The sequence below is a fragment of the Collimonas fungivorans genome (genome assembly GCF_001584145.1).
In the GTDB taxonomy this organism is placed as follows: domain Bacteria; phylum Pseudomonadota; class Gammaproteobacteria; order Burkholderiales; family Burkholderiaceae_D; genus Collimonas; species Collimonas fungivorans.
On record NZ_CP013232.1, the window covers coordinates 3,199,931 to 3,218,796 of the forward strand.

Annotated in this window: 8 protein-coding genes and 1 pseudogene; 1 reads left to right on the forward strand and 8 read right to left on the reverse strand. The window is 64.3% G+C overall.

Going from position 1 to position 18,866, the window contains the following annotated elements:
• Window positions 1-9: 9 nt before the first annotated feature.
• Window positions 10-9,729 carry a non-ribosomal peptide synthetase gene (locus tag CFter6_RS13600; RefSeq protein WP_061540391.1) on the reverse strand — a complete coding sequence of 3,240 codons (9,720 nt, stop codon included), beginning with the start codon at window positions 9,727-9,729 and terminating at the stop codon, window positions 10-12.
• Between the two features lie 274 nt (window positions 9,730-10,003).
• Between CFter6_RS13600 and CFter6_RS13605 the strand changes: the two genes are divergently transcribed.
• Window positions 10,004-11,689, forward strand: a complete 1,686-nt coding sequence (locus CFter6_RS13605; RefSeq protein WP_061542368.1) for a cyclic peptide export ABC transporter — start codon at window positions 10,004-10,006, stop codon at window positions 11,687-11,689.
• Window positions 11,690-11,770: 81 nt separating this feature from the next.
• Here the strand turns inward: CFter6_RS13605 and CFter6_RS13610 are convergent, their stop codons facing one another.
• The 7 genes and pseudogenes from CFter6_RS13610 to CFter6_RS13640 all read right to left on the reverse strand — a co-directional run bounded on the left by CFter6_RS13610 (window position 11,771) and on the right by CFter6_RS13640 (window position 18,678).
• The gene (locus CFter6_RS13610) at window positions 11,771-12,844 is read right to left on the reverse strand and encodes an ABC transporter substrate-binding protein (protein ID WP_150118765.1); all 1,074 of its coding nucleotides are present in this window, start codon (window positions 12,842-12,844) and stop codon (window positions 11,771-11,773) included.
• Complete coding sequence (fhuF, locus tag CFter6_RS13615; RefSeq protein ID WP_082814779.1) at window positions 12,775-13,608, reverse strand: siderophore-iron reductase FhuF; 834 nt, start codon at window positions 13,606-13,608, stop codon at window positions 12,775-12,777. Before fhuF ends, CFter6_RS13610 begins: the two co-directional genes overlap by 70 nt.
• Window positions 13,608-15,690: pseudogene (gene fhuB / locus CFter6_RS13620) on the reverse strand (Fe(3+)-hydroxamate ABC transporter permease FhuB). Before fhuB ends, fhuF begins: the two are co-directional and overlap by 1 nt.
• Window positions 15,687-16,535, reverse strand: coding sequence for an ABC transporter ATP-binding protein (locus tag CFter6_RS13625; RefSeq protein ID WP_061540393.1), 849 nt, complete (start codon window positions 16,533-16,535; stop codon window positions 15,687-15,689). Before CFter6_RS13625 ends, fhuB begins: the two are co-directional and overlap by 4 nt.
• Complete coding sequence (locus CFter6_RS13630) at window positions 16,535-17,557, reverse strand: TauD/TfdA family dioxygenase (RefSeq protein ID WP_061540394.1); 1,023 nt, start codon at window positions 17,555-17,557, stop codon at window positions 16,535-16,537. The genes CFter6_RS13625 and CFter6_RS13630 overlap by 1 nt, the downstream gene beginning before the upstream one ends.
• Before the next feature lie 63 nt (window positions 17,558-17,620).
• A complete protein-coding gene (locus CFter6_RS13635) occupies window positions 17,621-17,869 on the reverse strand; it encodes an MbtH family protein (RefSeq protein ID WP_061540395.1) in 249 nt (82 codons plus the stop codon).
• A gap of 80 nt (window positions 17,870-17,949) precedes the next feature.
• Entirely contained in the window at window positions 17,950-18,678 is a 729-nt protein-coding gene (locus tag CFter6_RS13640; RefSeq protein WP_236904674.1) for an RNA polymerase factor sigma-70, read from the reverse strand.
• Between the last annotated feature and the right edge of the window lie 188 nt (window positions 18,679-18,866).

An 18,866-nucleotide genomic window follows, 5' to 3' on the forward strand; every position in this document is an offset into this window, starting at 1 on the left:
AGTTGGTCCTTATTCCATTTCCAGTTCGCCCAGCAGCGCATCAATCGCACTGGCCGCATCCGGTCCTGGTCTGGCGCTGCGTTCGGCCAGCGCCAGATCGATCATCGCCGCGCAACGGACCAGCGTGCGTTCGTCGAACAGCGCGCGCAGCGGCAGCATCAACGCCCAGTGCAGGTTGGCCTGGGCATTGGCCTGCGTCGCCAGCAACGAATGGCCGCCGAGCATGAAGAAATCATCGTTGCGGTCGATACAATCGACGGCATCAAGGCGCAATACACGCTGCCAGATGGCGGCAAGTTCGCGTTCGGTGTCGGTCTGCAAGGCAGTTGCCGTTTTTTCCTGGCGCACCGGGGCAGGAAGTGCATTGCGGTCGCATTTCCCGTTCGGCGTCACCGGCAGCGCTTCCAGTTCAATCAGGTGAGCCGGCACCATATATGCCGGCAGTTGCGCGTGCAGCAGGCCAAACAGCATGTCCTGGTCGAGTGCGCCGTCCGCGCCACGGGCAAGGTAGCCGACCAGCTGCTCGTCGCGCACGATCACCACGGCGTCGTGCACACCTGCCACCGTGCGCAGCAAGGCTTCGATCTCGCCCAGCTCGATCCGCTGGCCGCGCAATTTCACCTGGGTATCGATACGACCCAGGTAATCGAGGGCGCCATCGGCCCGGCGGCGCGCCAGGTCGCCGGTGCGGTACAGGCGCGCGCCCGGCACGAACGGATCCGGCACGAAGCGCTCGGCTGTAAGCCCGGCGCGGCCGAGATAACCGCGCGCCAGGCCGACGCCGCCCAGGTACAGTTCGCCGGCGCCGCCTGCCGGCGCCGGATGTAAAGCGATATCCAGCACATGCAGTTGAAGGTTGGCGATCGGATGGCCGATCGGCACCGAAGCCGCCGGTCCGTCGTCTGCATCGCAGGTCCAGTGTGAAACGTCGATGGCCGCTTCGGTCGGGCCATAGAGGTTGTAGAGACGGGCGTGCGGCAGCAGCTGCGCCACGCGCGCCGCCAGTTCCGGCGCCAGCGCCTCGCCGCTGGCGACTATCCGTTCGATGCTCAGGCAGCGTCCGGCAGCATTGAAATCGTCGAGATAGGCAACGAATGCCGCCAGCATCGACGGCACAAAATGCAGCGTCGTCACCTGATGCGCCTCGATCGCCGCGACCAGTCGCACCGGGTCGCGGTGATCGCCAGGTGCGGCAATCGCCAGCCTGGCGCCAACGGCGAGCGGCCAGACGAATTCCCAGACCGACACATCAAAACCGAACGGCGTCTTGTGCAATACCACATCATCGGTCCGCAACTGGTATGCCGATTGCATCCATGCGATCCGGTTTGCCAGGGCGCGATGGGTATTGCCAGCCCCTTTCGGCTTGCCGGTCGAACCCGAGGTATAGATCAGGTAGGCCAGCTGGTCGGCGGCAATATTTATCGGCTGATCGAGGATAGCAGTGCCTTGCATCAGTTCATCGACGCTAAGGATGCGCACATCGCCGTGTGCTGCTGCAGCTGCAACGCGTTCACGCAGGTGGGCTTGCGTGATCACTACCGCTGGCTGCGCATCATTGAGCATATAAGCGATGCGTTCAGGCGGATAATCCGGATCCACGGGCAGATAGGCGGCGCCAGCCTTCAATACGCCAAGCAGCGCCACCACCATATCGAAAGAACGCTCGAGGCATAGGGCAACCGCCGTGTCCGGCTTGACACCGGCTTCGAGCAACGCGGCAGCAACGCGAGTGGCGCACCGGTCGAGTTCGCCATAGCGCATCTGCTGCGGGCGGCCTTGCGCATCAAGGAATTCAAGCGCAACTGCTTCAGGCGTTGCGCCGGCGGCGCGTTCAAACTGGCGGTGCAATGCCATTTGCTGAACGTCAGGCCAGGCTTGCGCCGTAGCGTTATAGCGCACCAGCTCATTCAGGTCGCCATCAGCCGCAACCGCGATCGAACCGAGCGGCGCCTGCGGGTTGGCGATAAAAGCATCGACAGCCGCCGCGAATGCGCGATGCAGGGCGACCACACGCGCCTCACCGAGGCGTGCAGCATCGTAGCCGTAATCGATGGTCAGCAATGTCCCGGCTTCAATCACCAGCGTCAATGCAAAATCGGTCGCTTCGATATTGCGCAGCTCGCGCATCTTCAGCGACCGTTCGTCGCGGCCCTGCCACGCTTCATCTACCGGATAGTTTTCGAATACGACCAGCGTATCGAACAATGCCCCGCCTTGCCCGGCCCATTGCTGGATTTCGTATAGCGGCGTATGCGCATGCTCCGCCGCAGCAGCGTTATCGCCCTGCAGCTCGTGCAGCCATTCCGCTGCCAAGCGCTGCGGTGAAGGCGCGGTTATGACAGGCAGGGTATTGATGAAAAGACCAAGCACAGTCTCGACATCGGGCAATGCGTCGGGACGGCCGGCTATAGTTGCGCCGAACGCCACCGCCGACTGGTTGGTCATGCGTTGCAGCGCCAGCGCCCATGCGCCCTGCACCAGCGTATTGAGCGTTACCTTCAGGCTACGGGCAGTTTCGGACATGCGCGCCGTCACATCGGCGGCGAGTGTCGCGCGCCAGGTGCAATGTTCGGCCGGACGTCCGGCCTCGGCTTCGCGCTCGGCGACGCGGGTCGGCTCACCAAGACGAGCCAGGTGCTGCAGCCAGAATCCGCGTTCCGCATCGAGATCGCGTTCGGCAAGCCAGGCGATGAAATCGCGGTAGCGGGCTTTGGCAGGCGCGGCAAACAGCTGAGGGCGCGGCGGCTCGATGTAATCGCGCAGCACGTCGGCAAAGAAGCGCGCGGTGCTCCAGCCATCCAGCAGCAAGTGGTGGCGAGTCCAGACCAGCCGCCATTCGTCGTCCGTCATGCGGATCAGTGCAACTCGCATCAAAGGTGGTGCGCTCAAGTCGAAACTGCGCAGCCGATCCTGGACCAGCCAGTCCTCGAATGCGGCATTTCCGTTCTCGCCGCTTTCGTTCATCTTGCGCCAGTCGAGGATATCGACCGGCATCTGCGCCTGCCGATGCACAATCTGCATCGCTATCGCCTCGCTGGAAGTGAAGCCGGTCCGCAAGATGTCATGGCGCGCTACCGCTGCCTCGAAGGCTGTGCGCAAACGCGCCACGTCCGGCGCCGCCAGCGTGGCCACCAGCTGGTTCACATAGGTCGACTGTTCAGGTGCGAACAGCGAATGGAACAAGATGCCCTGCTGCATCGGCGACAAGGGATACATGTCCTCGATTGTGCGCAGATCGAAGGGCAACCGGTCCAGCGCGCCCTGCGTCAGGCCCGCCGTGCGCGCCAGCGGATAATCGCCAGGTGTGGCGCTGCCGCCGCGTTGCGCCAGGCGCGCGGCGCAGGCCGCGGTCAATTCGGCAAGCGCCGCTTCGAAACGCCGTGCCAGGGCTTCGATGGTGGCACGCTCGAACTGCGTGTTGCCATATACCCAATGCACTTTCAATGTGCGTGGTCCGTCGGCGTCGATATAGGCGTGGATCGCCAGCGCATTGCCGAGCGGGCCGGCAGGATCGCGCTCGCAGCCCGCGCCGCCGAAGCGTGGCACCAGCGCGGCGTCGCGCGGCGCATCGAACTGGCCGAGGTAGTTGAATGTCACGCGCGGACGCTGCACTGCCGCCAGCGCGCTGCGTGTTGCGGCGTCGCCGTAATGTTGCAATACGCCGAATCCCAGTCCTTTTTGCGGCACTGCACGCAGCGTGTCCTTGACGGCGGCCAGCGTGGCCAGGGTTCCTGCAGGCGTGTCTGCGATTGCCAGCTCCACCGGATAGTGGCTGGTCAGCCAGCCTATCGTGCGGCTGACATCGATGTCGTCGAACAGTGCTTCCCGGCCATGCCCTTCCAGTTCCAGCCGGCATGCGGTTTGGCCGGTGTGGCTGCACAGCGCCTGCGCCAATGCAGTGATCAGCAGTTCGATCATTTGCGTGCGATAGGCGGCGTTCGCCTCGGTCAGGGCGGCGCGCGTCAGTTCGACGTCGAGGACCTGCACCACTGTCTCTGCGTTAGAGTTAGCCGCAACGGCCTGCGGATAGTCAAGCGCCAGGTCTTGGTGAGGAGCCGCAAGCGAGGTCCAGTACGGCACTTCACTCGTGAATGGGGAATCCGCACCGCTGGCGGCGAGCGCTAGCCGCGCCGCCCATTCCTGGGCGCTGGCGCCGGTAGCCGAAAGGCGCACGCTGCGCCGCTCGCGCGCGGCACGGTAGGCGGCATCCAGGTCGTCGAGCAACACGCGCCAGGATACGCCGTCGACGATTGCGTGATGGATTGCGAAATATAATTGCGTGCTGCCGTCAGGCAGCGCCGCTGCAAGCGCACAGGCCGTCGGGCCGTGCGCCAGGTCCAGCCGGCATTGCAAGGCGTCGAATTGCGCCAGCGCATCGGCTTCATCGCGCGCAACGACGGTTGCCAGGGGCAAGGCGTCAAAAGCCTGCGGCGCCTGCGTGATATGCCACCCACCCTGTGCGCCACTGTGAGTAAGACTCTGTTTGAAACGCTGTTTGAAAATGAGGTGATGTTTCAGCAGGGTATCGAAAGCGCGTGCGAATGCGTCAAGATCAAACGTCTCCTGCAGGTCCAGCCTGACTGACTGGTTCCAATGGCCGCGCTGCGGAATGTCAAGCGAGAAAAACCGCTGTTGCGCAGGCGTCAGCACCAGGTTTTCCTCGCCTTTTGTTTCGCTAGACTTGGATTGGGGAGCCGGGGTTGCAGCCTCGATCGCTGTCGCTACCTGGGCCAGGCGCGCCACGGTTGGGCCATCGAACAACTGTTTCGGCGTAAAGCGCACGCCGCGTTTGCGCGACCTGGCGATCACCTGCAGCACCAGGATCGAATCGCCGCCCAGTTCGAAGAAGTTGTCTTCGCGCCCGACCCGTTCGGCTTTCAGCACCTCTTTCCAGACTGCCGCCAGTGTTTCCTCAACCGTGCCGCGCAGCGCATCGCTCGCTTCGACAGAAGGCGCGGGCGCTATTGCCAACGTCCGCAGCGCCGGGCGGTCGACCTTGCCGTTGGCTGTCACCGGCAGCACGTCGAGTACCAGCAGCACGGCCGGCACCATATAGTCGGGTAAACGCAACGCCAGGGCTGCGCGCAATGCCGCCCCATCCAGGGTTTCCCCGGTGCGCGGCGTTGCAAACAAAACCAGCCGCATGCGTCCTTCATGTTCGACTGCCAGTGTTTCCGCCTGCGCCACGCCATCCAAGGTACGCAGCACGGTGCTGACTTCGCCTGGTTCGACCCGATAGCCGCGGATCTTCACCTGGTCGTCGAGACGGCCCAGGAAATCCAGCCTGCGGTCGGCGCGCAGCCGTACGCGGTCGCCGGTACGGTAGATACGCTCGCCCGAAGCGAACGGATGCGGCACAAAACGTTCCGCGGTAGCCGCGGCCCGGCCCAGGTAACCGCGGGCGACGCCCGGTCCGCCAAGATACAGTTCGCCGATCGCTCCCGGCGGCACGCTGGCGCCGCCTGCATCGAGCACGCACGCATAGGCATTCGGCAAGGGACGGCCTAGCGGCACGCCCTGCGCCGCTGTCGCTGCCGCCCGCAATCCGGCTTGTGCCGGCGCCGACGTATCGCAGGTCAATGCGCCCACCGTAGCTTCTGTCGGGCCGTAATGATTGATCACCCGGCAACCGGGCTTGAGCGCTGCGATCCGCTCCACCAGCGCCCAGGGCAAGGCTTCGCCGCCGGTCACGATGGCGTGGGCAGGCAGCACATCCGCCGGCTGTTGCGCGTCAAGCAGTGCGTGCAGGTGGCTTGGCACGATTTTCAGCACGCCGACCTTGCGCGTGCGCATCTCGTGCGCAAAACGATCCGGGTCGAATGCGCATTCCATTGGCAGCAGATGCAGCGTGCGGCCGGAACACAGTGCGCCGAACAGGGTCGTATGGCCAAGATCCGCCGCCACCGTCGACACCATCGCCATCGAGGCATCTTCGCTGAATGCGAGTTCATCCAGCATGCCTTGCACGTAATCGGCCAGCGAACCATGGGAAACCACAACACCCTTGGGCGCACCGGTCGAACCGGAGGTGTAGATCAGGTAAGCTGCCTGCCCGGGCGCCGGCGGCAACGGACGCATCGCGCGATTTGCCAGCAATGGCGTTTGTGCAAGTGCATCCAGGCCAAGCGCCTGCGCTGCGCCGATCTTCTGCGTCGGGCTGGCCTGGCCGGCGACCAGGATCCAGCGCGCCTGGCAAGCGTCGGCGGCCGCCGCCAGCCGCTCCTGAGGCAACGCCGGATCAAGCAGCACGGCATACGCGCCCGATTTCAGCACGGCAACCAGCGCCACCACGAAGTGCACCGAACGCTCGATGCAGACCCCCACCGGCAGTTCCGCGCCGGCGCCTTGCTGCTGCAACGCCAGTGCAATCCGGTCCGAGGCGTCGTCCAGTTCGGCAAACGTGAGTTGCGTGTCGGCGTCGGCCAGCGCAATCCGATGCGGAGTTTCGCTGGCATGCTGCGCGAACAGCGCCAGCACACTATGGTCCGTCCGCGACAGCGAACGGCCGCGCCGTGCGGCATGGTAGTCGGCACTGTCGGTGCAAACCAGTTCGGCGATCGCCCGCTTCGGATCGCTCACCGCATCTGCGACCAGCACTGCGAAGCTGTTGAGCCAGGCTTGCGCCGTGGCGGCGTCGATGCCGTCCAGCGCGTGGGCGGCAACCAGCTCGATGCCGCGCGGATCGTCGGTAAAATCCAGCGCAAAGTCAAAACGTGCAGCCAGGTCCGGTCCAGGCGACATGCGTACGGCGGCGCCTGGCAGCGCGGCTGTCAGTTCGAGGTCGAATTGCTGGGCAAACTTAACCCTGAGCCACTCGTCGCCGCGCCGCACTGGCGGCTTCACGGCATCAAGCACCTGGTCGAACGGAACGTCCTGATAGGCAAACGCATCCAGGGCCGTCACGCGCACCGCTTCCAGCAAGGCGGTAAACGACTGGACCGGCGCTACCCGTGCGCGCAACGCCAGGGTGTTCAGGAACAAGCCGACCAGCGGTGCGGTTTGCGCGTGCAGCCGATGTGCGATCGGTACCGCGACAACGATGTCGCTGGCACCGGTCAAGCGGTACAGCCAGGCATTGAACGCCGCCAGCAGCACCGTAAACGGCGAAGTCCGGGTGTGCAGCGCGAGTTTGCGCACCGCACCGGAAGTTTCTTCGGAGAGCCGCAATACCACGCGGCCGCCGCGATAGTCGCGCTCGGTCCGCCGCGGGCGGTCAAGCGGCAAGACCAGCGGCTCGGGCGCATCACGCAACGCGCCGCGCCAATAACCAAGCTGGCGCTCACCCTCGCCTGCGGCCAGCAAGTCGCGCTGCCATTGGGCATAATCGGCATACTGGATCGGCAACGCCGGCAATTCGGCGGCCTGGCCACCCGCGAACGCGGCATAGGCCGCAGTCAATTCGCTGAACGCGCAACGCGAGCTCCAGCCGTCGCTGACCGAGTGATGGCTGGTCAACAGCAGGCGCTGCGAATCGTCGGCCAGCGTCAGCAATGTAGCGCGCACCAGCGGTCCGTTCGACAGGTCGAATGCTTCGGCCACATGGCGTTCGGCCAGTTCGGCTGCCTTTGCTGCACGTTCCGCCGGGCGGTATGGGCGCAGATCGGTTTCTGCTACCTGCACTGGCAAGGCTGCATGGATGCGCTGCATCACTATGCCGTCATCATTTTCCACCAGCGTGGTGCGCCAAGCTTCATGCCGTTCCAGCAGGTGATCAAGCGCGCGCTGCAGCAGATCGATTTGCAAGGTACCGGCTACGTCCCACTGCACGGCGATGTGATAGGCGGAACCGGCGTCGCGAGTCTGCGCCAGCACCCAGAAACGCTGCTGGGCGAACGATGCCGGACGGTCGACAAAAGGCGCACTGCTGCGATCCCGGGACACATGCACTGGAATAGCGTGCACCTGTGTTTCAATTTCGCTGCGCTCGACCAGCAGCGCCAGTTCTTCAAGCGAAGGATTGTCGAACAGCGCGTCAAGCCGCAGGCTCACCCGCCATTCGGCCCGGATCGCTACCTGCAACTGCATTGCGGCAAGCGAATCGCCGCCGCGCGTAAAGAAACGGTCTGAACGGCCGATCGGCGAGACATCGTTCAGCAGCCGTTGCCAGAGTTCGGCGAGACCGCTTTCGACGGCCGTCGCGGGAGCAACGTAATCGGCGCCGGGCGCCAGCGGAAGCGCAGCCACGGTTTCGCGCAGCGAGGCCCGGTCCAGCTTGCCGTTGAGCGTATACGGCAGGCGCTCGAGGCGCACAAAACGATGTGGCTGCCATGCCGGCGGCAGCTGCGCCGCAAGGTGCGCCTTCAGCGCTTCATCGTCGAGCGCCTCGTTCACCACCACGCAGGCAATCAGCTGGGTGCGGCCACTTGTCGTTTCCGCAAGCACGGCAGCATCGCTGACAAGCGGATGGGCCAGCAGGCAGGCCGCAATTTCACCCGGCTCGACCCGCACGCCGCGGACTTGCACCTGGTCGTCGATGCGCCCCAGGTAATCGAATGCACCGTCCGCACGTTCGCGCGCCAGGTCGCCGGTACGGTAGATGCGGCCGCCGGGCGCGCCGGCCGGATCCGGCAAGAAGCGTTCGGCGGTAAGCGCCGGGCGGCCATGGTAGCCGCGCGCCAGGCAGACGCCGCCCAGCAGCAGTTCGCCAGCCTGGCCTTGCGGCAAGTCGGCGACCCGCGCAGTCCGTGCAACCGGAGAGCCTATCGGCCAACCTATCGGCAGCGACGCATAGCCGTTGCCCGCGTTGCTCGCGTTTCCTTGTTCCAGGGCCGGTACGCTGGCGGGATCAACCGGCCATAGCATCGGCGAAATGATCGCTTCGGTGGGGCCGTAGCCGTTGACCAGCCGGATCTCAGGAAATGCCCGCCTGATTTCATCAAAGGTATCCTGCGACATCGCTTCACCGCCGAACAGCAGCACGCGCAGCGCGGACGGCACGCCAAAGCGCTCGGAAGCGGCAGCGAATTCACGCAGGTAGGCAGGCGGCAAGGTGGTATTCGTGACTCCTTCGCGCTCCATCATGGCGCGCGCGGTTTCCGGCGGAAACGGCGGCGGATCGCTGATCACGACACTGGCGCCGATTGACAGCGGCGCCAGCCAGGCTTCGATCGCAACGTCGAAATTCACCGAGGCGAAATGCAGCAGGCGGTCTGCAGGTCCGATCGGCAGCGACGTGTTCAGCGCGTCGCAGTGGACGGCAAGCGGGCCATGCTCGACCACCACTGCCTTCGGCGTGCCGGTCGAGCCTGAGGTGTAGATCATGTAAGCCGCTGCCCGAGGATTTACCGGAGCATCATCATCGGCAAGCAAAGGCTCAGCACCGGCCACCAGCTTATCAACAATAAAACATTGTGCAAAACGTGCGCGCATGGCGGCATCGGCAGAATCGTCGACGATGCCATGGGCAAGCCCCGCATCCTGCACTACCCAGTCAAGGCGCGCGGCCGGATGGCGCGGATCGAGGGCGACGAATACGCCGCCCGCCTTCAATACTGCAAGCAATGCAACAAACAGATCACAGGAACGCTCGACACACACGCCGACCCGCACCTCGGTGTTGACGCCTGCCGCGCGCAGCCGGGCGGCGAGACGCGACGCGCGGGCGTCCAGGTCGCCGCGCGACAAACGTACGATATGCGGCGAAAACGACGCCAGCGCGGGCGCATCGGGGTCAAGGCGCGCTTGCGCGCGGATCTGGTGGTGCAATGCAATCGGAAAGCTCGTCATAGACTGTAAATCCTCTAGGTTGGCCGCAAGTACGGCCTCTTTGCTAGATTGACGAACCACGCGCCGGAATTTTTACTTAATTCGCCCAGAAAAAAGTTTTTTCACCATCTGCATCGAGGGGCTAAATATTTGCCGCGGTCGTTCGTCATCAGGGATAAGAACCTTATTCCATTCATTTTTCACAACCACCAACCGATTGACCGCCGATGACCGCTGCTACCCAGCCTTACGCTTCCCCGCCCCTACCGCATCCAGCGCGCAGGCCAAACCGGCCATGCGCCTTATCATTGCCCTGCTCAAACGCTCGCGCGGCGCCCTTGCGATTGCGCTCACCGCCTGTGTGCTGAACGGCATCGCCAGCGTGCTGCTGGTCGCGACCTTGAATCGCGCACTGTCCGAGTCAGGCGCAGCCGACGGCTCGCTCGCCCTGCGCTTCGGGCTTTGCGCCGTCATAGCGCTGGTCACCCGGGTAATTACAGGGGTCCTGTTCGCACGGCTGTCGCAAGACACCATGGCGCAGCTGCGCGAACATGTCGCCAAACGCGTCGCCGCGGCTGAGCTGCGCGATGTCGAACGGATCGGCGCCGCCCCCGTGCAATCGGTGCTGACCGACGACGCCACCAACGTCTCCATGCTGTTCTTCGCCCTGCCTAACATCGTGATGCATGGTTCGATCGTATTCGGCTGCCTCGGTTACCTGGCCTGGTTGTCCTGGCCGGTGTGCCTGCTGGCGCTGACCGCGATCGTGGTCGGCTCGATCGGCTACCATACCGGCGACAAGCGCGCCATCGCTTCGCTGGAAGCGGCCGGCCGCTCGCAAGACAAGCTTTTCGGTTACCTCGGCGCCTTGTTCACCGGTGCAAAAGAACTGAAGCTGCATCAGGCGCGCGCACGCCAGTTCCTCGACGGCCAGCTCGGCGCGGCCATCGGCGAGGTGCGCGACCATCGCCGGCGTGCATTCAGCTCGTATGCGGTCGGGGTCGGCTGGATCGTGTTCCTGTTCTATGTATTCCTCGGCGCCGCCGCATTCTGGCCGACGCTCGGCGTGCGGGCCGACGCAGCCGCCGCCTCCGGCTATATCGTTGTCTTCCTGTTCATGTTGCTGCCGCTCGACGGCCTGCTCAACAACGTACCGACCTTGAACGCAGCCCGCGTCTCGCTGGACCGCATCGAAAAGGTGATGGAAGAGTTCGGCAACCTGCGCACCGTGCCGCCGCTGAGCGAAAGCGCATCGCATGAACCGTTCAAGACCCTGACGCTGCGTGATGTCACCCATTCCTATTTCCATGAGCGCGACGAACGGATGTTCAGCGTCGGCCCGATCAACCTGACCTTCAAGCCCGGCGAACTGGTGTTCCTGGTCGGCGGCAACGGCAGCGGCAAGACCACGCTGGCGAAAGTGCTGACCGGGCTGTACGAACCTGAAGACGGCGTAATCGAAGTGGACGGCAAGCCGGTCGGCTCAGCCGAACGTGCAGCCTATCGTGAACGTTTCACCGCCGTTTTCAATGATTTCCACCTGTTCGACGCCCTGCTCGGCATCATCGACCCCAACGATTCATCGCGCGCGCAGGCTGATGCACGGGCCAACGCATTGGTCGCAAAACTGGCATTGGATCACAAGGTGCAAGTGGTCGACGGCGCATTCTCGACCCGGGCGCTGTCCACCGGGCAGCGCAAGCGCCTGGCGCTGGTGGTGGCCTACCTGGAAGACCGGCCGTTCTACCTGTTCGACGAATGGGCGGCAGACCAGGATCCGGCGTTCAAAGCGGTGTTCTATGAACAATTGCTGCCGGAGCTGTGCGCACGCGGCAAGACCGTGCTGGTGATCACCCACGACGACCGTTATTTCCCGCTCGCCGATCGCGTACTGAAACTCGATAACGGCAGCATCATCAGCGAAACCTACGGCGCGCCAGCCGCACTGTTGGCGACGGCGGCCAACGGCACCGAAGGCTAAGCAGCACCCGTCCTTGTAAATCACAAGGACGGGATTCAGCCAATCATGAAGCGGTGAACAGGAATATCGTCGATATCGGCATCAAGGCGGCTTCGCCGGCGGCGGCAATGACAGCAATTGTTCAGTCATGGTGTCCGCCAGCCGCAGCGCCGACATCGGCCCGCCGAACACCCACAGGTTGCGCTCTACCAGCGCCACCCGTCCTGCGCGCCGCGCCGGCACAAAGGGCCAGATTGGCGAATCGAGTTTCTGCTTGAGCGGCACCTCGGGCCCGGTGGAACTGACGAACAATACCGCCAGGTCCGGTTTCTTGAGCAAATCTTCAGAGGTTACGTAAGTAGTCCCTTCGCGGGTCGGCGCGGCATACCCCAGCTCAACGCCAAGCGCGCGCGCCACGCCGCCCGCCATGCTGTTGCCGGTGAACGCCCAGTAACGGTCAGGCAAGCCCAGTTCCTGCAGCCAGGCGACCTGCTCGCCGCTGCGGCCGGCCTGCGCAATACGCTGTGCGTCACGCGCGAGGCCAGCGTCGAGCCTGGCTTCGACAGCAATGGCTGCGTCTTCGCGCCCGGTAAGGCAAGCGATGGTCCGGAAGATTTTACGCGCCCAGTCAAGCTGGGTCAGCGACCTGTCGTTTTTTTCAAGGTCAGGGCTGTATTGGAACAATACGGTGGGAGCGATGCGGTTGAGGGCGGCGAAAATCGACGCGTGCCGCAACCCTACTCCAAGAATCAGGTCCGGCTGCAAGGCCGCGATCGCTTCGAAGCTCGGCTCCTGGCGCGTACCGACGTCCGGCACCGCGGCCAGCCGCTCTTTGTCATAGTCAAACCATCCCGGATAATTCGAGGCGTCGGCCATGCCGGCCGGCATCAGGCCAAGCGCCGCCAGGTCTTCAGCGAACATGAATTCGAGCACCACGATCCGCCGCGGCCGCGCCGGCAGCCCTGGCTGGAACTGCGAAACGGTGGAATTGCCCGCAAGCGGCTCGCAAGCCGGAGTCGGGCCGGCAGAGCCGGCTGCATAAGCCTGGGATCCGCAAAGCGCGGTACAAGCCGCCGCTATCGCACAAAGCCGCTGCACATGCCTGCTCAACGTATCGAATCCTGCAATGCCAGCTCTTCGTCGTGCATCGTCAACAGCAATGGGCAACTGGCGCACAGATTTGTTTCTCCTGGAATTTGATTGCGCATGCAGCATACGCGGCGCGCGCGAAACGGGTCGGGCAACAGCGCCGAACCTGGTTTTACCTGGCGTACCGGGGTGCGCAATGGATTGGGTGAACCATCCGCCGCGATCGGCCTGAACAGGCAGGCGATATCGTTTGCCACGCCAGGCAAGGCCGCGCATTGCCCGGCCAGATAGTCGAGCAGGTTGCCGACATTGCCCCACAACACGCGCGGCGCAATGCGCGCCATGTTCGCCAGCGTCTCGATCACCACTTGCAGGTGCTCCACCAGCGGCGCATAACAGCGTGTGCAATCGTTCTCGGGCGGCTGCAGCGCGTCGGCGGCAAAATACAGCGCGGTCGGCATCCCCGCCCGCAGCACAAGCTGGGTACGGGCGGGCGACATGTCCAGCGGCCGGCGCAGCAGCAGCGCGGCGATGCCGGCAGGCGCTGCGAGCCAGAAATAGTATTTGCTCCACTGCGACAGCAGCGCCCGCGCATGGATCTCGCCATCGCCGCCATAGTGCGACACCATCGCATCAAGCAGTTCCGCGCGGTAGGCGCCGAGCTGGGTCAACGGGATGCAAACGGATTCGCCGGCACGGTTTTCCGTCTCAGAGGCTGCCTGGCTGTGCTGCGGCTTGCCGAGCCAGACATGCTCGAGATAGGATGCCATCGATTCCGGTGCAAGCGCGGCAAAACAATGTGCCGGCGCGTCCGCACCCGGATTCAGGACCATCCTCTGCAAGATATCCATCAGCGGCCGCTCCGCTTCTCGCGTCGCGCCTGGACAATCAACAGGATGAGCAGATATGGCGCGCCTATCATGGCGGTCAGCACGCCGGCCGGGATCTCCCGCGGAGCAAGCAGCGTGCGGGCAGCGATATCGGCCAGGACCAGCAGCAGCGCACCGCACGCAGCGGCCAGCCAGAGCCGGGTACGGTGCGTGCGCGCACCCAGCATTACCGCCAGGTGCGGCGCCATCAGGCCGATGAAACTGACCGGCCCGACGGCGGCAACCGCGGCACAGGCGGCAAGTGTCGCCACTGTCAGTACTAGCGGCCGCAATACGGCAATCGGCAGGCCAAGCGCCGCCGCCTGGTCGTCGCCCAGCGACAGCAGGTCGAGCGGCTTGGCCAGCAACGCCAGCACCGGCAGCGCCAGCAGGCACCAGGGCAGCAGCGTGGCCACTTCACCCCAGCTGCGGCCGTAGGTGCCGCCGACCAGCCACACCACAAAACGCGCGGGCTGCACGCTCTGCTGCGTGATCAGCCACTGCGACAGTGTAGTCCAGAGAGTGCCGAGGACCAGCCCGGTGAGCGCTACTGCCATCGGCGCATAACGATGGCGGCGATTCAGCAGCAATGTCAGCAGCAGCGTGGCGGCGCCGCCTGCGAGTGCGGCGACCGCAAGGGTTGAATGAGCAGCGAACGGCCACAGGATCAGTGCAATGAAAGTCGCCAGTCCGGCGCCCTGGGTAACGCCAAGCACTTCAGGGCCGGCCAGCGGATTGCGCACGATACTCTGCATCAGCACCCCGCTCGCCGCCAGCAGCGCTCCGGCTAGCAGTGCGCACAAAAGGCGCGGCAGGCGCAGGTCGAGCAGCATCCGGGTTACTTCGTCGCGTCCTTCCAGCGCGGCAATCCAGCCGGTCGGGCCAATCAGCTTCGCCCCCAGCGAGGCGCCGGCAAACAGCAGCGCGCAGCCAGCCAGCAGCAGTCCAGCTGCGATCAAAGGCCATGGCAATGCAGTAAGCATGCGCACGGCGCGAGTTCCAGTGTCAGACACCGGCCGTTCCTGCCCTGCCGCTGCGCCCGACCATACGATGCCGTTGCGGATCATGGCCAGCATCAGCGGCGTGCCGACCAGCGCGATCGCCACCCCTGTCGACAGCGTGGCGTCGAGGCCCAGCGCCAGCACCGCGCTGTCGGTAACCAGCACCAGCGCGCCGCCCACCAATGCCGACAAGGGCACCAGCGCACCCAGTTTCGATGCTTTTGCGCCGTGCAGCTGACGCAGCAGGTTCGGCGCGATCAAGCCGACATACGACAGCGGCCCGGCGATACTGACCGCGACGCTGGCAAAACCTACCGCCACTACCATGGCGGCGATCCGCGTCGCATCGATGCGCACGCCGGCAGCGGCAGCGGCATCGTCGCCCAGCACGAAGGGATTGAGCGGCCGCACCACGAACGGCAAGGCAATCAGCGGCAACACCAGCCATGCCATGGCCAGCTTGAGGCCGTCCGCGCCCGGTTGGTACAGGCTGCCGCTGGCCCATAGCGCGGCGCCGGCGATGCTTTGCTCAAAAAATGCCAGCACCAGTGTCGCCACTGCCGAAAACAGCAGCATGCAAACGCTGCCCGCCAGCACCAGCCGCAGCGGCGTCGCGCGCCAGCCGGCTGCAGCCATCACGCAAACAGCCGCAGCCAGGCCGCAGCCGAACAGCAGCGGCACCGATGCCGCCCGGCAAGCGCGGGGACCACCATCGCGGCCAGCAAGCCCAGCTGGGCGCCGCTGGTAATGCCGAGTAAATCGGGGGAAGCGAGCGGATTGCGCGTAAGCGCCTGAAACAGCGCTCCAGCCACGCCGAGACAGCCGCCGGCGACCAGCGCAGCCGCTACGCGCGGCATGCTCAAATCGAACAGCAGGATGCGGCTAAGCGTGGCAGCGTCACTTCCTTGCGCGGACGCCGCCAGCCACAGCTGCACGCCGAGCCCAGGCGCACGGCGGCGGTGACGATGATTAGCAGCAAGAGTGCGGCTCCGATCAGGCTTGCCCTGCTTTTCGTCGTTGCATGCCGGCTTGCCAGCGCAGCGCTTGCAGCTAACGCAGTCATGCAGCGAGATCCTTGTCGGCGCCGTTTTCATGCAGCACTGCCGGCCGCGAGACCACACCATAGGCCGGCACGCACATCGGCGCCCCGGTCAGCGGATGAGCAATCTTCAGCATGGTCACATCGAATGTTTCGTGCAGGTGATGCGGCGCCAGCATGGCGTCGGGCGAACCATGGGCAATGATCTTGCCGGCGCGCATCAGGACGATTTCATCGCTGAACGCAGCAGCCTGGTTCAAGTCGTGCAGCACCCAGACGATGGTCAGCCCCTGTTCCTGGTTCAGGCGGCGCAGTTCGTGCAGGATTTCAAGCTGGTGATGGATATCGAGATAGGTGGTAGGTTCGTCGAGCAGGACGATGGGCGCCTGCTGGGCCAGCGCCATGGCAATCCACGCGCGCTGCCGTTCGCCGCCCGACAATGCGGCAACGTCGCGCTCGGCATAGTCGGCAAGTCCGCTGGTGGCCAGCGCCTGGTCGATAGCAGCATGATCGGCGCGCGTCAGGCCGCGCAGCCAGCCGCCGTAGGCATAGCGGCCATAAGCCACCAGCTCGCGCACCGTCAGGCCAGCGGGTATCTGGTTGAATTGCGCCAGCATCGTCAGCGCCCGCGCCAGTTCGCGCCGCTTGTACGATGCCAGCGGCGCACCATTCACTTCCACCTGCCCTGACCGGATCGGCAGCAGTCCTGCCAGGGTGCGCAGCAATGTGCTCTTGCCGCAGCCGTTCGGCCCGCACAAAGCAGTCACCCGTCCGGCCTTGATAGTCAAGTCGAGGCCGTCGAGCACTACCTGCTCGCGATAACCGACCGTCAGCTCGCGCGCCACCAGCGCCGCTCCAACCGTTTTCATCAGAACGCCGTCTTCTGCTCGCCGGCCTTCGGTTCGCTATAACTTTGCGCCATCGCCACCACTACTTTGCGCGGTCCCTGGAACGGATCGCGCGCGTGCGCGGTCAGCATGTTGTCAAGCATCAGCACATCGCCGGACAGCCATGGAAAGACAATGCGCTGCTGATCCAGGACGCCGCGGATTTCAGCCAGCGCCTCGGCCTCGATTTCTTCGCCGTCGCCGTAATAGACGTTGCGCGGCACGTTTTCCAGCCCGACCGCATCGACCAGCGCTTCTTGCATTTCCTCGTCCAGCGCAGACAGGTGAAACAGGTTGAGCTGGTTGAACCAGACCATGTCGCCAGTGCGCGGATGGCTGGCGACCGCCTGGCAGCGTTCACGGGTGCGCAGCAGCAGTTCACCGTCCTCGCCGTCGCGCCAGGCGCAGTCGATGCCACGCGCGGCGCAAATACGCTCGACCACGCGCGGATCGTCCGAGCCGAAAGTTTGCTGCCACGGCAGGTCAAGCCCCTGGCCGAAATTGCGCACGTAAAGCAGCTCGCGCTTGGTGAAACGGGCAACCAGCGCCGGATCAAGCCGGCGATAGATGGCGCGGCTGTCCGCAATCGGCGTGGCGCCGCCGGAAGCCGCGGCAAGTACGCAATGGAACCAGATGCGCAGCGGCCATTCGCTCGTATACGATTGCTCGTTATGCAGCGGGATCGACCGGTGCGGCGGATATTCGGTCGAGGTATACACCGCGCCCTCGACCTGGCTACGCGGCGTCGAGGCGAATTCATAACCGATCAGCGGGTGGCCGAACGAACCGGCAAACCCCTGAAACGACTCGATCGACGGCACCTGGAAACCGGTGAACAGCAGCCCTCCGGCCTGCTCCAGGGTATCGTCGGCAATCGTGCGCAACAGCGGCATGGCCTGTTCCAGCGAGATATCCACGCCGGCTTTCGGCGCCACAACGGTAGGCAGCCCCGGTTCGATCCGCAGGTCGTCAAGTGCGAGCTGCGGCATGGAAAGTGTAGTCATGCGAAATCCTCTTGCAGGGACGGCGTGCCCAGGGCTTCATCCCCGGCGCGCCGGATTACCCGGTTACGATAGGTGCGCCTGCGCTGCGGCGTTATCCATATGGCGGCGCAGGCTGGCCGGACGCATGTCGGTCCAGACTGACTCGATATGCGCAAGGCATGCGGCTTTCGGGCCGCTTACGCCGACTTCGCGCCAGCCGGCCGGCACGGCGCGGAAGGTTGGCCAGATCGAGTACTGCTCTTCGTCGTTGATGACGACTGTGTAGATAACATCATCTGCCTCTGCGGCAGCGGAATTCTGTGTTTGTGTCATGGTCAGGCCTCGTTCGGAATGCACTAAGGAAACGGCGGAAAACGGCGGCGGATGGCGCTCGCTGCGCCTAAACGCCGCCTCTACTTTATGAAGACGATTGGCGCGCGCGCTTTTTTACCGTCGCGGGCAGCGCTGGCATGGAACATCGGCAAGGCGGCGCCGCGATCGCAGGCGTCCAGGCAGGCGCTGCAGTGCTTTTCAACGTCCCGCACCATGAAATGCACCAGCGTCTGCGAGACGTTGAGCGCACGCGCGGTGCTCTGCAACGTTTCTTCGCGCATGCGCACCATCTCGAATGCCGCGCGGCTGCGCGCCGGCAGCTGCGCCAATGCGTCGTATACATGGCGCAGCCTGTCGCGCACTACCAGCGCCGCTTCCGGCGAAGGTTCCTGCGACGGCATGTTGAGGCCGCTGTCTTCATCGGCATGGTAGATGTTTTCAAGATTCTGGCGCCGGCAAGCATCGATAGAGGCATTGCGCACCATCCGCATTACATAAGCAATCGGCTGGCGGATGGCATCCTGGCCCGGAAGATCGACCAGCTTGAGGAAAACATCGTGCACGACGTCTTCCGCCCGGCTGGTGCAGCCGACGAAGCCACGCGCGACGTTGACGTACAGCGGGCGATTTGCGATCAGCATGTCGAGCAATGGGCCGGCGGGAGAGGATGCACTGGAGCTGAAGATCGACGCATTTCTAACTAGCGATGCCGCTGCCGAAGACTTCGCCCCTCCAAGCATTTGCGCCATAAATTCACTCCGCTCTGATAAGATGGCTCCCAAGGTAACATAAACACGAATCATTCTCAATATCATTAGCAATTATCCTTATTACTTTTATGGATTTGCCTGACAGGGAGGCATGACTTCGGGGATGAAAAACTGGCGTCAGCAACCCTGCCCGGCGCCGATTGATGGGCCGTGCCGGGTTATCCGGAAGGAAAATATTCTAGGAAGAGGAAGGTGATGCGGGCGCTGCCTTAGAGCAGCCGCCGCAT

Bases quoted from the DNA above. Each gene is read 5' to 3' on its own strand.
- fhuF (WP_082814779.1), bottom strand. From the start codon at position 13,608: ATGGATATCTTGCAGAGGATGGTCCTGAATCCGGGTGCGGACGCGCCG.
- CFter6_RS13625 (WP_061540393.1), bottom strand. From the start codon at position 16,535: ATGAAAACGGTTGGAGCGGCGCTGGTGGCGCGCGAGCTGACGGTCGGT.
- CFter6_RS13605 (WP_061542368.1), top strand. From the start codon at position 10,004: ATGCGCCTTATCATTGCCCTGCTCAAACGCTCGCGCGGCGCCCTTGCG.
- CFter6_RS13630 (WP_061540394.1), bottom strand. From the start codon at position 17,557: ATGACTACACTTTCCATGCCGCAGCTCGCACTTGACGACCTGCGGATC.
- CFter6_RS13600 (WP_061540391.1), bottom strand. From the start codon at position 9,729: ATGACGAGCTTTCCGATTGCATTGCACCACCAGATCCGCGCGCAAGCG.
- CFter6_RS13635 (WP_061540395.1), bottom strand. From the start codon at position 17,869: ATGACACAAACACAGAATTCCGCTGCCGCAGAGGCAGATGATGTTATC.